We start from the raw sequence: 19,731 nt of genomic DNA on the forward strand, positions 1-19,731 counted from the left end.
AAAAAGCAAGAGAACTGTTCACTGGGAAGCGAGAGTATAGTATACTCCCCGAATGTTTCATCAACAAAGAGTTGTCGGGAGAATATTTACCTTGGATACACACATCATCGCCCTTGCCAACCAGAAGGGCGGCGTCGGCAAGACCACCACTGCGTTGAACCTGGCGGCCGTACTGGCCGACAAGGGGAAGAAAGTACTGCTGGTGGATTCCGATCCGCAGGGGAATGCTTCCAGCGGGGTCGGACTGTTCAATACCAATGAGGACAAGAATATCTACAGCTGCTACACCGGCGCCAAGGAGGCCGTCGACTGCATTTTGCCCACCAAACAGAAGAATCTCTCCATCCTCCCGGCTTCCATTGATCTGGTCGGGGTCGAGGTGGAGTTGATCAGTCAGGAGAATCGGGAGAAACGGCTTAAAGCCCTGCTTCGCCCGGTGCGGGAACAGTTCCACTACATTTTGATCGACTGCCCCCCTTCCCTGGGCATGCTCACCATCAACAGTCTTACCGCCGCCGACTCGGTGCTGATCCCCATGCAGTGTGAATATTTCGCCATGGAAGGACTGGCCCAGTTGATCCAGACCATCCGCAAGGTGAAAAAGACCCTGAATCGCGAACTGTATGTCGAGGGGCTGTTGCTCACCATGTACGACCGTCGCAATCGGTTGACCCATTCGGTGGCCAGCGAGATTCAAAAGCACTTTGGCGACCAGGTCTACAAGACCGTCATTCCACGTAATGTCCGGCTGAGTGAAAGCCCCAGCCACGGACAGACGATCATCGAATACGATCCCGGCAGTACCGGGGCCAAGGCCTACCGGCAGCTGGGCGGCGAATTCCTCAAACGAACCAAGGCGAGGGCCTGAGCATGGGCAAGAACCCCTTGGGCCGGGGCGTGGGCGCCCTGCTGCCCGAAGATGACCTGGTCGCGGAAGATAAGTATTTTATGTGTGATATCGATAAAATATCGCCAAACCCTAATCAGCCGCGCAGCCATTTCGATGCCGACAAGCTGCAACAGTTGGCCGATTCTATCCGGGAGAAAGGTGTGATCCAGCCGCTGCTGGTCGTCAGGGGGGGCGGCAACCGGTATACCCTGGTTGCCGGCGAGCGGCGGCTGCGGGCCGCCAAGCTGGCAGGGCGCGACGAGGTTCCCGTGGTAGTCATGGACGAGGCCAGCGACAACGAGAGCCTGGAGCTGGCCCTGATCGAAAACATCCAGCGCCACGACCTCAACCCCATCGAGGAGGCCATGGCCTATGCCCGGTTGATGGAGGAATTTCATCTCACCCAGGAGGAGGTGGCGAAAAAGGTCGGCCGCCAGCGCTCCACCATCACCAATGTGCTGCGCCTCCTCCAGCTGCCGCAGCCCTTGCAGGACGATGTGGTCCAGGGGGTGATCAGCGAAGGGCATGCTCGCGTGCTGCTACGGGTCAAGGATCAGCCGGAACAGCTGCGCCAGATCCGCGACCGGATCGTCAACGAGGAACTGTCGGTGCGGGCGGCGGAGCGGCTGTGCGGCAAAAAGTCGCAGGCGCCGGCCACCGACAAGACCGGTGAAGCTACGGCTCCCAAGCCGCCGGCGGAAGAGCTCCCTCCGGCGTACTGCGCCGCCGTGGTCAATCAGTTGACCAATCAGCTGCACACCAAGGTGCGCATTGTCCAGCAGGGCAAGCGCGGCAAGCTGGAGATCGAATACTACTCCAGCGATGACCTGGATCGGTTGACCAGTCTGCTGTTACGCTAACGACCTTGGGAACCGGCATGGCACCGCGGCGATCACCAGGCCCGAGCAAGGAGCGGCAAAGGCGCATTGCCCCCTTGGTGGTGATCGGTTTTTTTCTACTTCTGCTGCTGATCGGCATTGCCGTCGATGAGCCGACGCGGGTGCTCGAACAGGCCCGTGCCATCTGCCTGGGCTGCATCGGGATCGGGTGAACGGGCTGGACATGGAAACCCTGCGCAGATGGATCCAGATCCTGTGGCTGTTCCTGTCCAATGGCTATTGGGGATTTCCTTGGAGCGGCACGCTCTATCAGGGACCGCTGAAAGTGCTCTGCTCGCCCGGCCTCAACTGCTATTCCTGCCCGGCCTCGACCACCTTTTGCCCCATCGGCAGTCTTCAACAGTTGCTGCTGGGGGTGCGGATGTCGCTCCAGGCCGGGCAATACCATCTCGGCACCTATGTACTGGGCAGCATGGGCTTGCTCGGTGCCCTATTCGGGCGGTTGCTCTGCGGTTGGGCCTGCCCCTTCGGCCTAGTGCAAGAGTGGCTGCACCGCATCCCCTCACCCACATTCGCTGTGCCACGGGTGCTGGGCTGGGGCAAGTATCTGGTGTTGCTGCTGCTGGTGCTTGTGCTGCCGCTGGTAGTGGTCGATGAGTTCGGCATGGGCAAACCCTGGTTCTGCACCTATCTCTGCCCGGCCGGCACCCTGGAGGCAGGCATTCCCATGCTGCTCCTCAGCCCGGATCTGCGGCCCGCCGCCGGCCTGCTCTATGGCTACAAACTGGCTCTCCTGGCGTCTCTCCTCCTGTGGAGCATCGTCGCTTCCCGGCCATTTTGCCGCACCCTCTGCCCCCTGGGCGCTTTTTACGGCCTGTTGAACCGGTACAGCCTGATTCAGTTGAAATTTACTGCCGATGCCTGTACAAAGTGCGGTGCGTGCCATCGGGTGTGCCCGGTGGGCGTTCGCGTTGACGAATCGCCGAACAGTGCCGAATGCATCCGCTGCCTGCGTTGCTGCACCGAGTGCCGTCAGCAGGCGCTGTCCCTGGACATTGCCGGGCACACGCTTTCGTTGGCGGCGAGGACATCGCCCGATCCATCCTGCAATCAAGGAGCCCGGTCATGACCTTGCGACGTGCTCTGTTTGCCTGCACTGTTTCGCTGTTGCTGCTGGTCCGTTCCGTTGCTGCGGCCGAGATGGTATCCATTGCCGGCGAGGAGATCAACATGCGCTCCGGTCCAGGCACCGAGCATGAGGTGTTGTGGAAAATCAGCGACGGATTCCCGCTCGAGGTGCTCGCCACCAAGGGCGACTGGTTGCAGGTCCAGGATTTTGAGGGCAGCAGCGGGTGGGTGCACAAGAAAACCACCCGGGCCACGCCGCACATGATCGTCAAGGCCAACCGCGGCACCGCGCAGCAGATCAACGTGCGCCGCGAACCGAGCACCAAGGCCGCGGTGGTGGCAACGGCCAGTTACGGTGTGGTGTTCAAGACCCTGGAACGTCAAGGCACCTGGGTCAAGGTCGAGCACGGCCAAGGGGTAACCGGGTGGGTTGAAGGCAGCCTGCTTTGGGGGTTCTAGGCCCGAGTTTCGCAGCGAAAGTCAGCGTCCCGTTTTTTCATCGTTCCCATCCTTCCGCTTCGGCACGGTATCAGCTCCGTTGGGTTGCGAGGTTTTGGAAATATGTACGACGTAACCCGATCGATCCCGATGATTCCCGACAAGAAACTGATCAAACTCCGGTTCGAGCAGGCCGCCGCCACCTACGAACAGCAGGCAACGGTGCAGCATCGAGTGGCTGACCGCCTCCTGGGCTTGCTGAACGACAGCGCCCCCGGGGTGACCCCGGAACAGATTCTCGAGATCGGCTGCTGCACGGGACTGCTCACCGAAAAGGTGCTGGAGCGCTACCCGTCGATCCAGCAGCTGACGGTCAGCGACCTGGTGGCCGCCTTCGAACAGTGCGTGTGCCGCAAGGCTGGTCTCCGGGTCGACAATATCACCTTCTTGGCTGGGGATATCGAAACGATTCGGCTGCCGGCACGCTATGATTTGATCATTTCCTCGTCCACCCTGCACTGGGTGCATGATCTGCCGGCGTTGTGCGCCAAACTGCATCGTCACCTGCAGCCCCAGGGCACCCTGGCGTTTTCCCTCTACGGCAAGGACAATCTGGCCGAGATTCGCGCCGTGACCGGCGTGGGGCTGGCCTATCGCAATCTGGATCAGCTGCGGACAGTGGTGGCGGAACGGTTCGACATTCTGGCCGCCGAGGAGACACGGGAAACCCTGTGGTATCCGGACCCGATCGCCGTGCTCCAGCACCTGCGGGCCACCGGCGTCAATTCGATCGGTCAACGCCCCTGGACCAGACGCCAGGTTAACGCCTTCAGCCACGCGTACAGAGATCGGTTCTCCGGCCAGCAGGGCGTCCGTCTGACCTATCATCCGATGTTCATTGTGGCCCGCCCCCGGTACCAGGCAGAGGGACGGATCGGTTAGTCTTCATCCTCCGCGAGGAATACGCATGACCGCAGCGCACGTCACCATTGCCGTGGGCGGCATCGATACCGATGTCGGCAAGAGTTATGTGACCGGGTTGTTCGCCCGGTATCTCATCCAGCAGGGGCACAAGGTCACCACCCTCAAACTGGTGCAGACCGGCTGCGCCGAAACGTCTGATGATATTCGCCTTCACCGGCAGCTGATGGGCCAGCCGTTGTCCGCGTTTGACCGCGATGGCACCACCTGTCCGTACGTCTTTCCCTATCCGGCCTCGCCGCTGCTGTCGGCCCGCATGGTCGGCCGGGTGATCGAGGCCCAGGTTTTGGACCGGGCCATGGCCACCCTACAGGAGCACCATGACTGGCTCTTGGTGGAGGGAGCCGGTGGTCTGCTGGTGCCGCTCAACCCGGAGCTGCTGCTGCTCGACTATTTTGCCGCGAGGCAGCTGCCGATGCTCCTTGTCTGCTCGCCCCGCCTTGGGTCGATCAATCATACCCGGCTCAGCCTCGAGGCGATCAAGGCACGCCGCATTCCCTTGTTGGGATTGGTTTATAATCTGTTTGGCAATCACCCCCGCGAAATCGTCCAGGACACCCTGCTCGAATGCCGCAAGGCCCTGCGCGATTACGGCTTTGCCGAAACCCTGGTGATCGTCCCCGATGCCAGGGAAAGCACCTCCGCCGCCTGGCAGACCTTGGTCACTGCCGCCCAACAGCTGCGTTCATAACCAGGCCAGCGCGGCTGGCCCTCCCCCCTTGTTCATCGCTGTTTGCCAGCACAAACGGCGGGTGAACGATTGTCTCCCGCACGTCTTCACGCTACCGCCACGCATCTTTTCGCCCCCGGTTGACCGTTTTCTTCCCTGCTCGTTTTGCTCCTTCGTGTTTCGTGATCCTGCGCTGCATCGCATCGGCGCAGTGGGGCATGTCCCGCCCGCATGGGCTGTCCATTGAGGTAGAAGGAGGATTTTGTGCGTAATGGGCGATTATCGCCGCAACAAAAAAAGCGAGAGGCCGACAAAAAACGGGCAACAAGCAATCCCCTTGCGCTGCGAGTATTGGCGATCAGGGAGAGGAGAAGACAGTTTTGAAAAATAATAATTTCCGCTTATTGGCAACCATGTGGAGGGGTTCTGGGGCTACCAATGAATCAACTTGTGCGATATGTGCAAAATAGAAAATATATTGCGAAGAATGGCCGCCTTTTCTATAGAAAGGGCACCTGTGTGATCGCCGGGACAGTTTTCAGTAAAATAGAACTGAAAAATCAATAAAATATATGTCAAAACCGGTGACAGCAGAAAAGGCCAGCTGGCCTGTGGGCGCGAATTCGCGGAGACCTATTATTTGAGAGAAGGAGGCCTGTATGGCGAAAGTCGGAGTGTACGTCTGTCATTGCGGTTCCAACATTGCCGGCGTCATCGACGTGGCGGCGGTCCGCGACTTTGCGGAAACGCTTCCCGATGTGGTGATTGCGCGCAAGGATCTGTTCATGTGCTCGGATTCAGGGCAGGAGATGGTCAAGCAGGATGTCCGCGACGGCGTGGTGGACCGGGTCGTGGTCGCTGCCTGTACGCCGCGAACCCACGAGCCGATCTTCCGCGCGGCCGTCGAAAAGGCCGGGCTCAACAAGTACCTGTTCGAGATGGCCAATATCCGTGACCAGGACAGCTGGGTCCATGCCCACGATCACGAGGGTGCCACCGAGAAAGCCAAGCAGATTGTGGCTTCGGCCGTGGCCAAGGCCCGCAATCTCGAACCGCTGGAAGACAAGTTTGTGCCGGTCACCGACGCGGCCCTGGTCATTGGCGCGGGCATCGGCGGCATCAGCGCCGCCCTGGAACTGGCCAACATGGGCCACAAGACCTATCTGGTCGAAAAACGCCCCTCCATTGGAGGTGTGATGGCCCAACTCGACAAGACCTTTCCCACCAACGACTGCTCGGCCTGTATCCTCACGCCGATGATGGTCGAGGCCTATAACCACCCCAACATCGAAACCATGACCTATTCGGAGGTGGACGATGTCAGCGGCTATATCGGCAACTTCAAGGTCAAGGTGCGGCGCAAGCAGACCTATGTCGACTGGAACAAGTGCACCGGCTGCGGCGACTGCGCCTCCAAGTGCCCCGCCAAGACCCCGGACGAGTTCAATGCCGGCCTCTCCGACCGCCGGGCCGCCTTCATCATGTTCCCGCAGGCGGTGCCGAAAAAGGCGGTGATCGACATCGACCATTGCATCAACTGCGCTGGCCGCGAAATCGGCACCCAGCCGAAAAGCAACCAGAAGACCGGCCGGCCGATCCTCGCGCCCTGCGAACGCGCCTGTCCGGCCGAGGCCATCAACCGCTCCCTTGCCCATGACCCGAACGGAACGATCCGCGAGATCGAGGTCGGCTCCATCGTCGTCGCCACCGGCTATCAGGTGATGGACAAGGACTGGTTCAAGGAAATGGCCCCAGCCTCGCCCAATGTCATCACCGCCTTGCAGCTGGAGCGCATCATCTCCGCCACCGGGCCGACCGAGGGCAAGCTGCTGCGGCCCTCGGATCACGAAAAGCCGCACACCATCACCTTTGTCTCCTGCATGGGCTCGCGCGACGAGCACTTCCACTCCTACTGTTCGCGTTTCTGCTGCATGTACATGATCAAGCAGGCCCGCCTGATCAAGGAGAAGTACCCACAGATCACCATCAACATGCACTTCATCGATGTGCGCGCCTTTGGCAAGGGCTACGAGGAGTACTACACCGGCGCCCGCAAGATGGGGATCAACTTCTTCAAAGGCAAGGTCGGCGGGCTGGAGATGCTGCCCGGCGACAAGTTGCGCGTGCTCGCCTACGACATGGAGGCCGCCACCCCGATCGAGTACGCGTCCGACCTGGTGGTTCTGGCCACGGCGGTCGAGTTGCCCAAGGATGCGGTGGGCCTGGCGCAGAAGCTTGGCCTCCAGTTCTGCGGCTCCAACTTCTTCCGCGAACTGCATCCCAAACTGGGACCGGTCGAAACCGCGGTCGAAGGCCTGTTCGTGGCCGGCTGCTGTCAGGGGCCCAAGGATATCCCCGACACCGTGGCCCAGGCCAAGGGGGCTGCCGCTGCCGCTGCCGTGCCCCTGGCCCAGGGCAAGGTCAAGATCGAGCCGATCATCTCCGAGGTGCATCAGGAGATCTGCTCCGGTTGCGGCATCTGCGTGCCGCTCTGTCCCTACCACGCCATCAGCATGCAACCCTCTGACAATGGCCCTAGAGCCCGGATCGAGATGAGTGCCTGCAAGGGCTGCGGCGTCTGCACCTCGGCCTGCCCGTCTGGCGCCATTGTCCTGCACGGCTATGAAGAAGCGCAGATTTTCGCCCAGATCGAGGCGCTGACCGCCTGAGAGGAGAGACCATCATGATTATCGACCAAAGCAAAATCGACGAGGCCATCGCTACCATTATCGGCTACGGCGGCCACAACATCCTCAACTGCATCCAATGCGGCGCCTGTTCGGCGGTCTGTCCCGGGGTCCGCGCCGGATTCCCCCTGCTGTGCCGCACCCTGATCCGTCACCTGCAGAGCGGCGAGCTGGAGGAGATCATCGAAGACGCCTCCAGTTGGGGCTGCCAGGCCTGCAACCGCTGCACCGAGGTCTGCCCGCGCGACGTGCGCCCGCAGGAGGTGGTGTTTGCCTTTCGCCGCTACCAGGCCAATCAGCTGGCCTTTTCGACCTCCTCGGTCACCAGCCAGATGAACCTGTTCGAGACCGGGCACGCGGTGTACACCGACCCCCGCGAGCTGCGCACGCGGGTGGGGCTGCCGGCCCAGACGCCGACCTCCGCCTTTGACGACCAGGCCAAGCAGGAAATCCAGACCCTGATCAACAACAGCCCCATGGGCGAGTTGGGACTCTTTTAACCAGCAGAGTTGGACCAGATTGCCCAACCGCACAACGAACAATGAATAAGGAGTCTTGGCAGAGGAGCTTTTTCGCCCCGGGACTCTTTTCATAGACAAGGTGAAACTCATGGAAAAAATCGGATTATATCTCGGCTGCAACATCCCGCTGAAAGCGCCGGACATCGAGCAGTCCATCCGCAAGATCCTGCCGGTGCTCGGCATCGAGCCGGTTGACCTGCAGGGCGCCTCCTGTTGCCCGGCCTGGGGCACGGCCCCCTCATTCGACCTCAACACCTGGTGCGCCATCTCCAGCCGCAACATCACCATCGCCGAAGCCCAGGGCGTGGACATCATGACCGGCTGCAACTCCTGCTTTGGCGTGCTCTCCGAGGCCAAGCACTTTCTCGATGACCCGGCGCGACGCAAGGCGGTCAATCAGAGCCTCGCCGCCATCAACCGCGAGTTCAAGGGCACCTCGGACATCTACCATGTCGCCCATGTGCTCCATCGCAAGGTGGGCGTGGAGAAGATCCGCGAGAATCTTAAGTACTCCCTTGGTGGACTGAAAATTGCGGTGCAGACCGGTTGCCACACCCTCTGGCCCTCGGATGTCTACAAGATCAAGGAGGACAACCCTTACTATCCGACCATCCTCCGCGATCTTTGCGAGGCCACCGGCGCCACCGTGCCGCATTATTCCCGTTTGGAGAGCTGTTGCGGCATGGGCGGCATGCGTTCCACCGACGTGGAGAAATCGCTGAAGCTGTTCCGCGACAAACTGCTGTCGATCAAGGAGGAAACCGACGCCGACCTGATCGTCACCACCTGTTCGTCCTGCTTCCTCCAGTTCGACATGTCCCAGCCGATCCTCAAGGAGCGCGGCCTGATCGACTTCGAACCGATTCCGACCTTTTACTATACCCAGTTGCTGGCTCTGGCCATGGGATGTGATCCCGCCCAGGTGGCCGCCCTCTCGCAGATCGACCGCAGCGGTATCATCAGCGAGATCCAAAGCGAACAACGTCTGATCAAGGAGGTGGCCTGATGTCCTTTCTACCCAATATCGTTGGCTTTGCCTGCCAGTGGTGCACCTATGCCGGCGCGGACCTGGCCGGTAACCTGCGGGCCAAATACCCGCCCTCGATCAAGCTGATCAAGGTACCCTGCTCCGGCCGGGTGGAGCCAGAGCATGTCATGGAAGCCCTGGCCAACGGCGCCGACGGCGTGCTGGTCGGCGGTTGTCACTTTGGCGATTGCCATTACAAGACCGGCAACTACAAAACCGCCAACAGGATGAAAATATTGAAACAACTGCTTGAGGACAGCGGTTTTGATTCCCGCCGCTTCCGTCTGGAATGGATCTCCGGTGCCGAGGGCTACCGGTTCGCCGAGGTGGTGGAGGAGTTTACCAAGGAGTTGCAGGAGCTGGGTCCCAACCCGCTCAAAGGAGGAAATGGTCATGGCAAATAAACTGAAGACCGCCTTTCTGCTGGCCGGCGGCTGCGCGGGCTGCGAGATGAGCGTGGTCGACCTCTCGGAAAAACTGGTCGATGCCCTGGAGCACCTGGAAATCGTCTTCTGGGCGCCAACCGTGGCCGACGTCAAGTATCAGGACCTGGAAGATATGCCGGATAAATCCATCGACCTGGCCTTTGTCGACGGCATGATCCGCAACACCGAAAACCTGCACACCGTCCAGGTGTTGCGGGCCAAATCCAAGGTGCTGGTGGCCTTCGGCGCCTGTGCCACCCTGGGCGGTATCGCCGCGCTTGGCGACCTGCATACCAAGGAGGAGCTGTTCCGCCAGGCCTACAAGGATTCCTTTTCCACTGACAACCCGGAAGGCGTCTATCCCGAACCGGAGTACCTGCTCGACGGCAAGTACAACCTGACCATCCCCGCCATCCTCGACACCTGTTCGACCATCGATCAGGTGGTGGCTGTGGATTACTATGTCGGCGGCTGCCCGCCCCATCCCTCGTTCGTCGGCAAACTGGTCGGCGCCATTGTTGCCGGCGACCTGCCCCCGGCGGGTTCCTGGCTCACCGGCGGCAAGGCGGTCTGCGACACCTGCAAGCGCAATCCGGCCCTCACCGGCCAGGAACGGCTGCCCATCGGTGAGATCAAACGCACCATCGACGACCGGCCCGACCCCAACATCTGCCTGCTGCAACAGGGCTACATGTGCTTTGGCCCGGTGACCCAGGGCGACTGCGGTGCCTCCTGCCTCAACGTCAACATCCCCTGTCGCGGTTGCGGCGGCCCGATCCCCGGTATCAAGGATTTCGGTGCCCGTTGCGTCTCCACCTTGGCCTCCAGCATGGCCAGCGAGGCCGTTGCCGAACAGTTCATTGAAAAATACAACGATATGGCCAAGATGTTTTATCGCTACAGCCATACGGCCTCGAAACTCAACCATCGGGTCGCCGAGCAGAAGGAGAACGCAGCATGAAAAAAATCGAAATCAGCCCGATCACCCGTCTTGAGGGCCATGGCAAGATTGCCATTTTCCTGGATGATGCCGGCAATGTGGACGACGCCTTTTTCCAGACCGTGGAATTCCGAGGCTTTGAAAAATTCCTCCAGGGCATGCCCATGGAGGAGGTACCGCGCACCGTGTCCACTGTCTGCGGTGTCTGTCGCGGCGTCCATTTCACCGCCTCGATGAAGGCCTCGGACGGCGTCTTCGGCGTCACCCCGCCGCCGGCCGGCCGCAAGCTGCGCGAACTGTTCTTCAACGCCCACTATGTCGAGGACCACTCGGTGATCCTCTATGCCCTGGGGCTGCCGGACTTTGTCGTCGGGCCGGAGGCCAATCCCGCGGTGCGCAACGTGGTTGGCCTGATCAACGCCGTGGGCGCGGAAACCGGCCGTGAGGTCCTGCGCCGTCGGGGTCTGGCAGTGAAGATTTTTGAACTGCTCGGTGGCAAGCCCAATCATCCGGTGGCGGCCATCCCCGGCGGCTGGTCCAAGCAGCTGAGCGAGGAGGAGCGCAAGCAGATCGAGGAGTGGTCCCAGGAGCTGGTGGGGTTGGGCGAGCTGACCCTCAAGGTCTTTGAGGATGTGGTGCTGAAAAACGACAAGTATATGGAGCTGGTCACCGGCGATATGTACAAGGTCGAGGTCGGCTACATGGGCTCGGTGGACGAGAACGACAATATCACCTACTACGACGGCACCCAGAAGATCATCGACTCGGCCGGCAACCCGGTGGGCAGCTTCAACGGCAAGGAATACCTCGATTTTATCTCCGAGCGCGTCCAGCCGTGGACCTATCTGAAATTCCCCTACCAGAAGAAGATCGGCCCCTGGAAGGGCATTGTCGAAGGGCCGGGCACCAACATCTACGCGGTTGGCCCGCTGGCGCGGATGAACATCGTGGGGGGCATGGACACGCCGCTGGCGCAGCAGCATTTCGAGAAATTCCACGCCACCTTCGGCGCGCGGCCGGTGCATAACGTCCTGGCCTACCACTGGGCCCGGGCGATCGAGCTGCTCAACGCCGCCGAGAAGTGCCTCCAACTCTCCCGTGACCCCGAGATCACCAGCAAGGACACCTGGACCAAGCCGACCTCCTGTCCGGGCGAGGGCGTGGGCATCATCGAGGCGCCGCGCGGCACCCTGATCCACCACTACACCACCGACGAGCGGGGCATCGTCACCAACGCCAACCTGATCGTGGCCACCACCCACAACAACGCCCCGATCAACCTGGCGGTGAAGAAGGCGGCCAAGCACTTCATCAAAAATGGCGATGTGTCGCCGGCCATGCTCAACTACGTGGAAATGGCCTTCCGCCCCTACGACCTCTGCCTGGCCTGCGCCACCCACACCGTGACCGGCGGCCAATCGCCGCTGTTGGTGGAAATCTTTGACAACAACGGCACCCTCTACAAGACGTTGAAGAATTTTTAAGTAGGCGTTGAGCCTGTGAGTCTGTAGTCTTTTTGGGGGGGCCAAGGGGCTACAGACTTAACATCCATAACTTTTTTCCGCCGGAGTGGCATGCAAACACAATGCGTCGTGATCGGTATCGGCAATCCCTATCTTCAGGATGACCGCGCCGGGGTGGTGGTGGTGGAACGGCTGGAGCAGGAAGGGATTCCCTGCCGGACGGAGGTGGTTTTTACCGTGGGGTTTGAGGTGATGGACAAGATCCGCGGCTGTGATCAGGCGATCATCGTCGATGCCTGCATGCTCGGCAACGAACCGGGTTCCATTCTCGAAGTCGGGGTGGACGACATCTTCACCACCCATGCCCTGGTCAATTCCCATGCCGTCACCCTGGGCACGACCCTCAAGACCGGCTATGTCTGTTTTCCCGAGGAGATGCCCGCCGATATCCGCATCCTCTTGATCGAGGTCAAGGAAATCAAGGAGTTCACCCAGCAGATGTCGTCCGAGGTGGAGGCGGCCGTGGACGTGGTGGTGGAACGGATCAAGGGAATGGTCGCCGCCAGGGAAGCGGGACCGCCCAGCCGCACAAGCGGGGCTACTGCTTGGGAGCAATAGCCACCGAATAGCCGCATTCCCCCTCGGCGCCAACAAGGCGCAGGGTGTAGGTGTCTGTCTTGGCGACGGTGAAGGGCATCACCGTGGTCTCCGATCCGCCGATCCGTTTGTAGGGATTGCGGTATACCGGGGTGCCCCGGGAATCGACAATCTCCACGGCATAACTGCCCCCATCACCCGTCGCTGAAAAGGACAGGCGCACCGGGACGAATTCCTCCAGCTCAAAGCGGTATTCGGCCACCGCGTCCTTGGCGATGGCGCCGCTCACCCCGCTGTCCCCGATCTTGAGCACATTGGCCTCGCCGCGCAGCTGCGCATCGAAGGCAATGGATTGGACAGTGAGGGTGTATTTTCCTTCCTCGCCCGTTCCCAGCACCCGCAGCAGGTAGGTGTCGTTTTTGTCCGGGGTGAAGGGCAGGCGGACATGCTGCGTATCGAACCCGTGCCGGTACTGCTTGCGCAACACAATTTTCCCACTCGAATCAGAGAGTTCCACGGTGTATTGAAAATTCTCGTCCAGCGAGGAAAAATTGAGGCGGACCGGGCTGTTCTGATAGAGCCGCACCTTGTATTCCGCGATCGCGTTTTTCACCAGCACCGCGGAAAACTCCTCGCCATCGATCTGCAACACGTGGGCTTCGCTCCGCAGCGCGGCATCGGTGACGATGGGAGTGGTGCGGATTTTGTACCGTCCTTCGCCCTCGGTGCCGGTAACCCTGAAGGAAAAGGTGTCGGTCTTCAAGGGGGTGCAGGGAAAGCTGACCGCCTCCTTGCCAAGCGGCTTGCCGAGCGAGTAGCGGCACGAGACCCTGTTGGTCGAGTCCATCACATCGATGGCGTACCTGACCCGATCTCCAGTGGGCAGGAGGTGGATGCGAATCGGGCTGTTTTCCTTGAGGTTGACCCGATGGTCCTGGAAACTGTTGAGGACCACGGTGCCGGTCAACTCCTGTTCCTGCGCCGTGGGCGGTTGAGGCGGCGCTTGTGCCGTGGCGCTGGCCTCGGGCGGCGATGGTTCGCCTCTGCTTTCCGTGTCCTCGAAAAACAGCGACAGGGCGGTGGCCAGGGCATCCTGGCGCAGGACATTGCCGATGTTGTCGGTCACCGAAACGAGCATCCCGGCCCATTGTCCGCCGATGTACAGGGTGCTGCCGCTCATCCCCTTGGTGATGGTGTCGTCCTGATTCACCGGGCGGACATTGATATGGCGGTATTTATCGTAGCCGACGACATCCACCGGCGTTTTGCGGATGCTGCCGTCGGCCAGCATGGTGTGGAGTTCGCCCTGCTTTTCGGTGCCGAGAAGGGCGGTCAGGCGGTTGTGCTGCGGCCAGAGGGTGCCACGGCAGGAGACCGGCGTGTCCTTGTCCAGGCGAACGACCGCGATGTCCCCGGGGAAAACGTCGACCAGTTCAGCCTGGCGGCGCGATCTGTCCACGGTGGTCACCTCGATCTTGAAGGCGTTTTCCACCACATGGGCAGGGGTGATCAGCAGACATTCGTTCTGCCGTGGGCGGAGAATGCCCTGGCCGGTTTCATTGTCGTCGACCTTGAGGTAGGCATCGGACGCATGGCTCGGCCCGGAGACAACCTGGGCCAGGAAAAACAGGGTAAGGAAGAGGGGCTGTTTGACGTTCATTGGTGGGTTGCGGCGGGTTGCGAGCTAGCAATCATGGCTGCTCTGTTCGTTTTTCAATTTCATCTCGGAATGGAAATAGAGCAGGCGGATGAAGAAGACGATCGATCCCGGAACCGCGAGCATGATCGCCCAGGTAATCACCAGTTCTTCATCTTTTCCCATCTTGGACCACAGATTGTTGCGGATTTTCAGTTTCGTGCCCCGGAATTTGTTGATCGTGGCCGAATTGGCCTCGACGATGGTCACGATCTGCAGGCCGCGATCCAGGTCGAAGGTGATCATGCCGCTGGTTTTCGGCTCCGTGGGCGTGAATTGCAGGCCATCGCCCAACTGCAACTTGTACGGATCCACCTTGTAATGATTGCCGGACAGCAGCTGTTTGGCGATCATGTGGATTTCACCGTCGAGCAACAGGCCGTTTTGCTGGTAGGCGTCGTAGGTGGGCACCCTTCCGACGATAACCGGGCCATCGACGGTGTATTTCCAGGTCACGCCCTGGGCGATCATGGCGGCCGGATCGTTCAGCACGAGATCAACGACCTCCGGCAGGGTGCAGAGGAGCTGATCGTTGTCGTCATACAGGCTGTTCTTGTCGGTGCTTCGGATCTTGACATGGACCGGTCCCTTGGCGATCCGTGAAAAGATGACCGCTGCTTTTCCATGGATTTGCAGGGATCCCGCGCCCTTGTGGGACACCGATTTCAACTTGGCCGATTCAGGTGCCAGGGGATCGAAGACCTCCGAACCCACCTCCTCCCAATACACGGTCGCATTGTGAAACGGTATGCGAGGCGGATCGATGCTTTCGGGCTGATATTCCACCTGCTCCGTCCGTGCCGAGACGATGAAGCTACCGGGGTTTAAAGTGTTGATGGCGATCTTGGCCACCAGAAACAGGAGAAAAACAAGGTAGATGTAGAAAAAGAAGACAATGCAGTGCAGCGACCTCGGATATTGCCGGGAAATGTTGTGAAAGACCTTTTTTTCCGGCTCGGAAACAACAGAGGCGAGCAGGACGTCTCTGGTGATGACAACAAATTTCCGGAAAATTTTTTTGAACCACACGAATTATCTTACCGGAAATTCGACGTTTGGCAATCTGTTGCCAAAATTTTTCCGCAACAGGTAGATGCTTTTCGGCTCGAGGAGCAGCTCCCGTTTGAGCACGCATTGGGTATCATAGGCGATGGCGTTGTCGGCGGCGATCCTGGTGCACGGAATCCGCTCCTTGGCGCCGGGAATGCCGATTTCCGTGTCCGTGTTGCTGGAATTGACATACAAGACATAATCATCGGCGGTGTCGGCGCCCCAGCTTGCCGGAACGTAGCGCATCTCCGGGGACAAACAGTCCTTGCGGGCGATGCCGGCAAGCACCGCCAGGGCGTCGGGCGTGTAGGCGGCAAGCTGCTCCTGATATTTCGAGGGCATGTTGACCGCGATGGGGCCGGGCGGCTGTTTGCCCAGCGCGTACTGCCAGGAGGCGGTATAGCGGCCGTCGCGGCTGACCATGTTCACGCAGAGCATGGCATCCTCCTCGTCCACAGGCCGTTGCAGATGGATGGAGAGCGCCTGCAGGTCAACGTGCGGCAGGGTGCTCCGCTGCATGAATCCGGCGCGCACCCCTCCTGAAACCGTGACTTTTTCCAGATAGGATTCCTTGAACTGGGCATCGCTCAAGACGATGTTGCGCGGTTGTTGCGCCATGGCGGAAGGGGGACCGCACAGCACGACCGCCACCCACAGCCAGGTGTGCCCGGCCCGTGCTCCCCTGAGGAGGGCGTGGCGCGGCGGCTTGCCTGCAGGTGTTGTGTGCTGGTCGTGGCGGCCGGGGTTGGCGGCGAAACACTGTTCGATCATCGTTGGTCCTCTTGCTGTTTTCTTCAGTGAACCGTGGGGCGGCTAGGCCGTGGAAACGCCGTCGCCCGGACACAAAACCGGTCCCAAGCCGCTCTTCCCGTGTGCGTCATTGCCCTTGCCGGTCGCTTGCGCAACGGGTTTAATAGGGACTGGCCTGGGGCGTCCAGCCCGGCGGCGGGCAAGGGCGGTCTGGCGGCCGGTTGCCGGGCCCGTCGGCTGGGCTCCTTTGAGCGGTTTCACTCTAACCATCTCCCGACACCTTTTCCATGCGAATTCACCGCGCTTGCATAATTTTCCCCGTAACCCTCCAGGGGCAACCGCCTGTGCTCAGCTGGTTCACTCCGCTCTCGGCAGGATGGCTCTTCGTCCGTGTGGCGGGGCGCGCCAACGCGCACCAATCCGATCTGCCTGCCCGTGAGGGCGTTCTGCCATGAACGAGAAGACCTCGTCCTTGCGCTGTGACAGTCTTGAGCAATTGGCGCTGGAACTGCGTCACTTTGCCGCCGAGCGCCATTGGGAGGCCTATCACACGCCGAAAAATCTGGCGACCGCCTTAATGGTCGAGGCCGCCGAACTGCTCGAGCATTTCCAGTGGCTCACCCCCGAACAGAGCCAAACGCTCCCGCCGGAGGTGCAAACCGAGGTGGCCCACGAGGTCGCCGATGTGCTCATCTACCTCACCCGCCTGGCCGATCGGCTGGGAATCGACATGCTGGCCGCGGTTCGGGAAAAGATGACGCTCAATGCCCGCAAGTATCCGGCTGTTGCCGATCGTTCCGCCTGACGCCGTTTCGCCCATGGACCCTTGCTTCGCCTTGACCTTTTTTCTTCCGGACCGGCGGGTCGACAGCCTGCATCCGCTTGGTCACGGCAACATCAACGACACCTGGCGGGTGGTGCTGGCTGACGGCACCCGGCTGGTGCTCCAGCGGCTGCGTCCCGAGATCTTTGCCGATCCGGCGGCGGTGATGGCCAATATGCGGCTGGTGACCGAACACCTCGGCCGCCTCCCCGAACACGGTAACGCCTTTTTCCGCCTGGTCGCCAATCCCCAGGGCCTGGACTATCTGCTGGATGCATCGGGGTGCTGCTGGCGGCTGCTGACCCATATCGACCACACCCGGACCCTGGCCCGCCTGAACACGACCACCCAAGCCCGCGAGATCGGAACGCTGCTCGGGCGCTTCCATCTGCTGACCGCAGACCTTGATTGCCGCTCCCTGGCCGATCCCCTGCCGGGCTTTCACTGCACGCCCCGCTATCTCGAACAGTTCGACGCCGTCAAAGGAGCGGGGCCGCCGGCGAACGACGACGAGGCCTGGTGCTGCGACCTGATCGAACAGCTGCGGCCGCTGGCTGCCGTCCTGGAGGAGGCCAAACACAGGTTGAGTCAACGGGTGATCCACGGCGATCCCAAGGCGGCCAATTTTCTCTTCGCCGTGGATGCCGACCGGGCGGTCGGTCTGATCGATTTTGACACTGTCAAGCCGGGGCTGCTGCTGTATGACCTGGGCGACTGCCTCCGCTCCTGTTGCAACCCACTCGGCGAGGCCCATCCTGTCCCGGACGACACGGTCTTTGATCCGGAGCTGTTCGCGGCCTTGATGGACGGGTACCTGGGCCAGGCCGGCCACCTGCTGTCACCCGCCGACCGGGAGCTGCTGGTTACCTCGGCAGCGGTGATCAGCTTTGAGCTCGGCGTGCGGTTCTTCACCGACCATCTCGACGGCGACCGGTATTTCAAGGTCAGCCAGCCGGGGCAGAACCTGCATCGGGCCCTGATCCAGTTGCACCTCAATCGATCCATCCGCGCGCAGCAGCAGACGCTGGAGCGGCTGCTGGCCGCCCTCCTGGCCTGAAAACAGGCGCAACCACGCCATGTTTGCGCTTCTGTTCCATAGACCATCCTTGCAATTGTCAGCCGGGCGGTTTATAGCTGTGCCCACGCCGCTTGTGCCGTGTGGCGCGAAACGCGGTCACCGGAACGGATCCCGCCGTCCGGTTCTTTTTTCCCAACGAGGACAGCATGATCATCAGCGAAGGCAAAACCGTTGCCATCACCTACACCCTGACCCTGGACAACGGCGAAGTCGTCGATAGCAACGTGGACGCCGAACCGCTCACCTACACCCAAGGGGAGGAACAGCTCATTTTTGGCTTGGAACAGGCCTTGGCCGGGAAGAGGGCGGGCGAGACCTTCGCGGTCAGCATTCAGCCCGAAGAGGGCTATGGTCCGGTCATCGAGGAGGCCCTGATCGAGGTGCCCCTGGACCACCTGCCCGAGGACGGCAGGCAGGCTGGGGCGATGATCACTGCGGTCGGTCCCCAAGGCCAGGAACTGCAAGGCATGATCACAGCGATCAAGGAGACCACCGCCACCCTTGATTTCAACCATCCCCTGGCCGGACAGGTGCTCCATTTCGATGTCACCATCCTCAGCGTCGAGTGAAACCCCGCACTCCATGAGCACCGTTTCCCCCTTTACCCTGCTCGGCCGGTCGAGCGAATGCAAGGCCAGGCGCGGCCAGCTGACCACCCTCCATGGCACCATCCAGACCCCGGTGTTCATGCCGGTGGGCACCCTGGGCACGGTCAAGGCAATGACCCCGGAGAACCTGAAGGAGATCGGGGCCCAGATCATCCTCGGCAACACCTACCATCTCTACATCCGGCCCGGCCATGAACTGATCCGCCGCTTCGGCGGGTTGCACGGGTTCATGCATTGGGACCGGCCGATCCTCACCGATTCCGGCGGGTTTCAGATCTTCAGCCTCAAGGAACTGGCCAAGATCACCGAGGATGGGGCCGCCTTCCGCTCCCACATCGACGGGGCCAAGCTCTTCCTCAGCCCCGAGGGCGCGGTCCATGTCCAGGAGGCTCTGGGCGCGGATATCATGATGGCGCTCGACACCTGCATCCCCTATCCGGCGGACCGCGACCAGGCCATCAAGGCCACGGCCCTGACGGCCCGTTGGGCCAAGCGCTGCCGTGAGGCCCAAAGCGATACCGGCCAACTGTTGTTCGGCATCGTCCAGGGGGGCATGTATGCCGACCTGCGCCGCGAGGCCATCGAACAGCTGGTGGAGATCGGTTTTGACGGCTACGCCCTGGGCGGGCTGTCGGTAGGCGAGCCTAAGGCGCTGATGGAGGAAATGCTGGACGCCACGGCCGATCATCTCCCCGTCGACCATGCCCGCTACCTGATGGGGGTGGGCACGCCGGAAGACCTGGTCGAGGGGGTCTATCACGGCATCGACATGTTTGACTGCGTCATGCCGACCCGCAATGCCCGCAATGGAATGCTCTTTACTTCACAAGGCAGAGTTGTTATAAAAAATGCCTGTTTTCAGCAGGACCCGCGTCCGCTGGACGAAACCTGCGGCTGTTACACCTGCCGCCACTATTCGCGCGCCTATCTGCGGCACCTGTTTCAGAACCGTGAGATTCTGGCCTACCAGCTGAACAGTATCCACAACCTGCACTACTACTGCACCCTGATGGCCGCAATGCGCGAGGCGATCCAAGAGGATCGGTTCCTGGATTTTCGGCGTCATTTTTATCAACAACGAACGGAACCGTTTGCAACCATTACCGATTAACTGGAGGATT

Annotated in this window: 21 protein-coding genes; 18 read left to right on the forward strand and 3 right to left on the reverse strand. The window is 60.9% G+C overall.

The features are described from left to right. The first annotated feature begins 52 nt into the window (after positions 1–52). The 14 genes from DESPR_RS00005 (at position 53) to DESPR_RS00070 (ending at position 12,626) form a co-directional block, all read left to right on the forward strand. The gene (locus DESPR_RS00005; RefSeq protein WP_043769387.1) at positions 53–868 is read left to right on the forward strand and encodes a ParA family protein; all 816 of its coding nucleotides are present in this window, start codon (positions 53–55) and stop codon (positions 866–868) included. A gap of 2 nt (positions 869–870) precedes the next feature. Continuing rightward, the gene (locus tag DESPR_RS00010) at positions 871–1,749 is read left to right on the forward strand and encodes a ParB/RepB/Spo0J family partition protein (RefSeq protein WP_015722744.1); all 879 of its coding nucleotides are present in this window, start codon (positions 871–873) and stop codon (positions 1,747–1,749) included. 17 nt (positions 1,750–1,766) lie between these two features. Then, a complete protein-coding gene (locus tag DESPR_RS00015) occupies positions 1,767–1,940 on the forward strand; it encodes a hypothetical protein (protein WP_015722745.1) in 174 nt (57 codons plus the stop codon). Between the two features lie 11 nt (positions 1,941–1,951). Then, positions 1,952–2,857, forward strand: coding sequence for a 4Fe-4S binding protein (locus tag DESPR_RS00020; RefSeq protein ID WP_015722746.1), 906 nt, complete (start codon positions 1,952–1,954; stop codon positions 2,855–2,857). Next, positions 2,854–3,315, forward strand: coding sequence for an SH3 domain-containing protein (locus tag DESPR_RS00025; protein WP_015722747.1), 462 nt, complete (start codon positions 2,854–2,856; stop codon positions 3,313–3,315). Before DESPR_RS00020 ends, DESPR_RS00025 begins: the two co-directional genes overlap by 4 nt. 102 nt (positions 3,316–3,417) lie before the next feature. Beyond that, positions 3,418–4,236, forward strand: a complete 819-nt coding sequence (gene bioC / locus DESPR_RS00030) for a malonyl-ACP O-methyltransferase BioC (protein WP_015722748.1) — start codon at positions 3,418–3,420, stop codon at positions 4,234–4,236. A 25-nt stretch (positions 4,237–4,261) separates the two neighbouring features. After that, positions 4,262–4,966 (forward strand): dethiobiotin synthase, encoded by a 705-nt coding sequence (bioD, locus tag DESPR_RS00035; protein WP_015722749.1) that lies wholly within the window; start codon positions 4,262–4,264, stop codon positions 4,964–4,966. Positions 4,967–5,604: 638 nt separating this feature from the next. Then, positions 5,605–7,614, forward strand: coding sequence for a CoB--CoM heterodisulfide reductase iron-sulfur subunit A family protein (locus DESPR_RS00040; RefSeq protein WP_015722750.1), 2,010 nt, complete (start codon positions 5,605–5,607; stop codon positions 7,612–7,614). Between the two features lie 14 nt (positions 7,615–7,628). Further along, positions 7,629–8,132 (forward strand): 4Fe-4S dicluster domain-containing protein, encoded by a 504-nt coding sequence (locus DESPR_RS00045; RefSeq protein ID WP_015722751.1) that lies wholly within the window; start codon positions 7,629–7,631, stop codon positions 8,130–8,132. Positions 8,133–8,241: 109 nt separating this feature from the next. After that, the gene (locus tag DESPR_RS00050) at positions 8,242–9,159 is read left to right on the forward strand and encodes a CoB--CoM heterodisulfide reductase iron-sulfur subunit B family protein (RefSeq protein ID WP_015722752.1); all 918 of its coding nucleotides are present in this window, start codon (positions 8,242–8,244) and stop codon (positions 9,157–9,159) included. Then, positions 9,159–9,584, forward strand: a complete 426-nt coding sequence (locus DESPR_RS00055; RefSeq protein WP_015722753.1) for a hydrogenase iron-sulfur subunit — start codon at positions 9,159–9,161, stop codon at positions 9,582–9,584. Before DESPR_RS00050 ends, DESPR_RS00055 begins: the two co-directional genes overlap by 1 nt. Next, on the forward strand, positions 9,574–10,566 hold the full coding sequence (locus DESPR_RS00060; RefSeq protein ID WP_015722754.1) for an NADH-quinone oxidoreductase subunit B family protein: 993 nt from the start codon (positions 9,574–9,576) through the stop codon (positions 10,564–10,566). Before DESPR_RS00055 ends, DESPR_RS00060 begins: the two co-directional genes overlap by 11 nt. Further along, a complete protein-coding gene (locus DESPR_RS00065) occupies positions 10,563–12,029 on the forward strand; it encodes a Ni/Fe hydrogenase subunit alpha (RefSeq protein WP_015722755.1) in 1,467 nt (488 codons plus the stop codon). The genes DESPR_RS00060 and DESPR_RS00065 overlap by 4 nt, the downstream gene beginning before the upstream one ends. 90 nt (positions 12,030–12,119) lie before the next feature. Continuing rightward, positions 12,120–12,626, forward strand: a complete 507-nt coding sequence (locus DESPR_RS00070; RefSeq protein ID WP_015722756.1) for a hydrogenase maturation protease — start codon at positions 12,120–12,122, stop codon at positions 12,624–12,626. Here the strand turns inward: DESPR_RS00070 and DESPR_RS00075 are convergent. The 3 genes from DESPR_RS00075 to DESPR_RS00085 are packed head-to-tail and all read right to left on the reverse strand — an operon-like array spanning position 12,607 to position 16,122. Beyond that, on the reverse strand, positions 12,607–14,265 hold the full coding sequence (locus tag DESPR_RS00075; protein ID WP_015722757.1) for a serine protease: 1,659 nt from the start codon (positions 14,263–14,265) through the stop codon (positions 12,607–12,609). The two genes, DESPR_RS00070 and DESPR_RS00075, sit on opposite strands and share 20 nt — an antisense overlap. 24 nt (positions 14,266–14,289) lie before the next feature. Then, positions 14,290–15,330 carry a hypothetical protein gene (locus DESPR_RS00080; RefSeq protein ID WP_015722758.1) on the reverse strand — a complete coding sequence of 347 codons (1,041 nt, stop codon included), beginning with the start codon at positions 15,328–15,330 and terminating at the stop codon, positions 14,290–14,292. A 3-nt stretch (positions 15,331–15,333) separates the two neighbouring features. Then, a complete protein-coding gene (locus DESPR_RS00085) occupies positions 15,334–16,122 on the reverse strand; it encodes a hypothetical protein (protein ID WP_015722759.1) in 789 nt (262 codons plus the stop codon). Between the two features lie 430 nt (positions 16,123–16,552). Here DESPR_RS00085 and DESPR_RS00090 point away from each other — a divergent pair, with 430 nt between their 5' ends. The 4 genes from DESPR_RS00090 (at position 16,553) to tgt (ending at position 19,721) form a co-directional block, all read left to right on the forward strand. Then, complete coding sequence (locus DESPR_RS00090) at positions 16,553–16,906, forward strand: nucleotide pyrophosphohydrolase (protein WP_015722760.1); 354 nt, start codon at positions 16,553–16,555, stop codon at positions 16,904–16,906. Beyond that, positions 16,866–17,981 (forward strand): phosphotransferase enzyme family protein, encoded by a 1,116-nt coding sequence (locus tag DESPR_RS00095; protein ID WP_218918259.1) that lies wholly within the window; start codon positions 16,866–16,868, stop codon positions 17,979–17,981. The genes DESPR_RS00090 and DESPR_RS00095 overlap by 41 nt, the downstream gene beginning before the upstream one ends. A 167-nt stretch (positions 17,982–18,148) precedes the next feature. After that, the gene (locus tag DESPR_RS00100; RefSeq protein WP_015722762.1) at positions 18,149–18,571 is read left to right on the forward strand and encodes an FKBP-type peptidyl-prolyl cis-trans isomerase; all 423 of its coding nucleotides are present in this window, start codon (positions 18,149–18,151) and stop codon (positions 18,569–18,571) included. 13 nt (positions 18,572–18,584) lie between these two features. Beyond that, the gene (gene tgt / locus DESPR_RS00105) at positions 18,585–19,721 is read left to right on the forward strand and encodes a tRNA guanosine(34) transglycosylase Tgt (protein ID WP_015722763.1); all 1,137 of its coding nucleotides are present in this window, start codon (positions 18,585–18,587) and stop codon (positions 19,719–19,721) included. The last annotated feature ends 10 nt before the right edge of the window (positions 19,722–19,731 follow it).

Source organism: Desulfobulbus propionicus DSM 2032 (assembly GCF_000186885.1).
GTDB classification, from domain to species: Bacteria; Desulfobacterota; Desulfobulbia; order Desulfobulbales; family Desulfobulbaceae; genus Desulfobulbus; species Desulfobulbus propionicus.

Excerpts from the sequence above, each read along its gene's own strand:
- DESPR_RS00070 (WP_015722756.1), top strand. The coding sequence starts at position 12,120 with ATGCAAACACAATGCGTCGTGATCGGTATCGGCAATCCCTATCTTCAG.
- DESPR_RS00075 (WP_015722757.1), bottom strand. The coding sequence starts at position 14,265 with ATGAACGTCAAACAGCCCCTCTTCCTTACCCTGTTTTTCCTGGCCCAG.
- DESPR_RS00060 (WP_015722754.1), top strand. The coding sequence starts at position 9,574 with ATGGCAAATAAACTGAAGACCGCCTTTCTGCTGGCCGGCGGCTGCGCG.
- DESPR_RS00050 (WP_015722752.1), top strand. The coding sequence starts at position 8,242 with ATGGAAAAAATCGGATTATATCTCGGCTGCAACATCCCGCTGAAAGCG.
- DESPR_RS00010 (WP_015722744.1), top strand. The coding sequence starts at position 871 with ATGGGCAAGAACCCCTTGGGCCGGGGCGTGGGCGCCCTGCTGCCCGAA.
- DESPR_RS00015 (WP_015722745.1), top strand. The coding sequence starts at position 1,767 with ATGGCACCGCGGCGATCACCAGGCCCGAGCAAGGAGCGGCAAAGGCGC.
- DESPR_RS00065 (WP_015722755.1), top strand. The coding sequence starts at position 10,563 with ATGAAAAAAATCGAAATCAGCCCGATCACCCGTCTTGAGGGCCATGGC.
- DESPR_RS00095 (WP_218918259.1), top strand. The coding sequence starts at position 16,866 with ATGCCCGCAAGTATCCGGCTGTTGCCGATCGTTCCGCCTGACGCCGTT.
- DESPR_RS00045 (WP_015722751.1), top strand. The coding sequence starts at position 7,629 with ATGATTATCGACCAAAGCAAAATCGACGAGGCCATCGCTACCATTATC.
- DESPR_RS00025 (WP_015722747.1), top strand. The coding sequence starts at position 2,854 with ATGACCTTGCGACGTGCTCTGTTTGCCTGCACTGTTTCGCTGTTGCTG.
- DESPR_RS00040 (WP_015722750.1), top strand. The coding sequence starts at position 5,605 with ATGGCGAAAGTCGGAGTGTACGTCTGTCATTGCGGTTCCAACATTGCC.
- tgt (WP_015722763.1), top strand. The coding sequence starts at position 18,585 with ATGAGCACCGTTTCCCCCTTTACCCTGCTCGGCCGGTCGAGCGAATGC.
- DESPR_RS00055 (WP_015722753.1), top strand. The coding sequence starts at position 9,159 with ATGTCCTTTCTACCCAATATCGTTGGCTTTGCCTGCCAGTGGTGCACC.
- DESPR_RS00100 (WP_015722762.1), top strand. The coding sequence starts at position 18,149 with ATGATCATCAGCGAAGGCAAAACCGTTGCCATCACCTACACCCTGACC.
- DESPR_RS00005 (WP_043769387.1), top strand. The coding sequence starts at position 53 with ATGTTTCATCAACAAAGAGTTGTCGGGAGAATATTTACCTTGGATACA.
- bioD (WP_015722749.1), top strand. The coding sequence starts at position 4,262 with ATGACCGCAGCGCACGTCACCATTGCCGTGGGCGGCATCGATACCGAT.
- DESPR_RS00085 (WP_015722759.1), bottom strand. The coding sequence starts at position 16,122 with ATGATCGAACAGTGTTTCGCCGCCAACCCCGGCCGCCACGACCAGCAC.
- bioC (WP_015722748.1), top strand. The coding sequence starts at position 3,418 with ATGTACGACGTAACCCGATCGATCCCGATGATTCCCGACAAGAAACTG.
- DESPR_RS00020 (WP_015722746.1), top strand. The coding sequence starts at position 1,952 with ATGGAAACCCTGCGCAGATGGATCCAGATCCTGTGGCTGTTCCTGTCC.
- DESPR_RS00090 (WP_015722760.1), top strand. The coding sequence starts at position 16,553 with ATGAACGAGAAGACCTCGTCCTTGCGCTGTGACAGTCTTGAGCAATTG.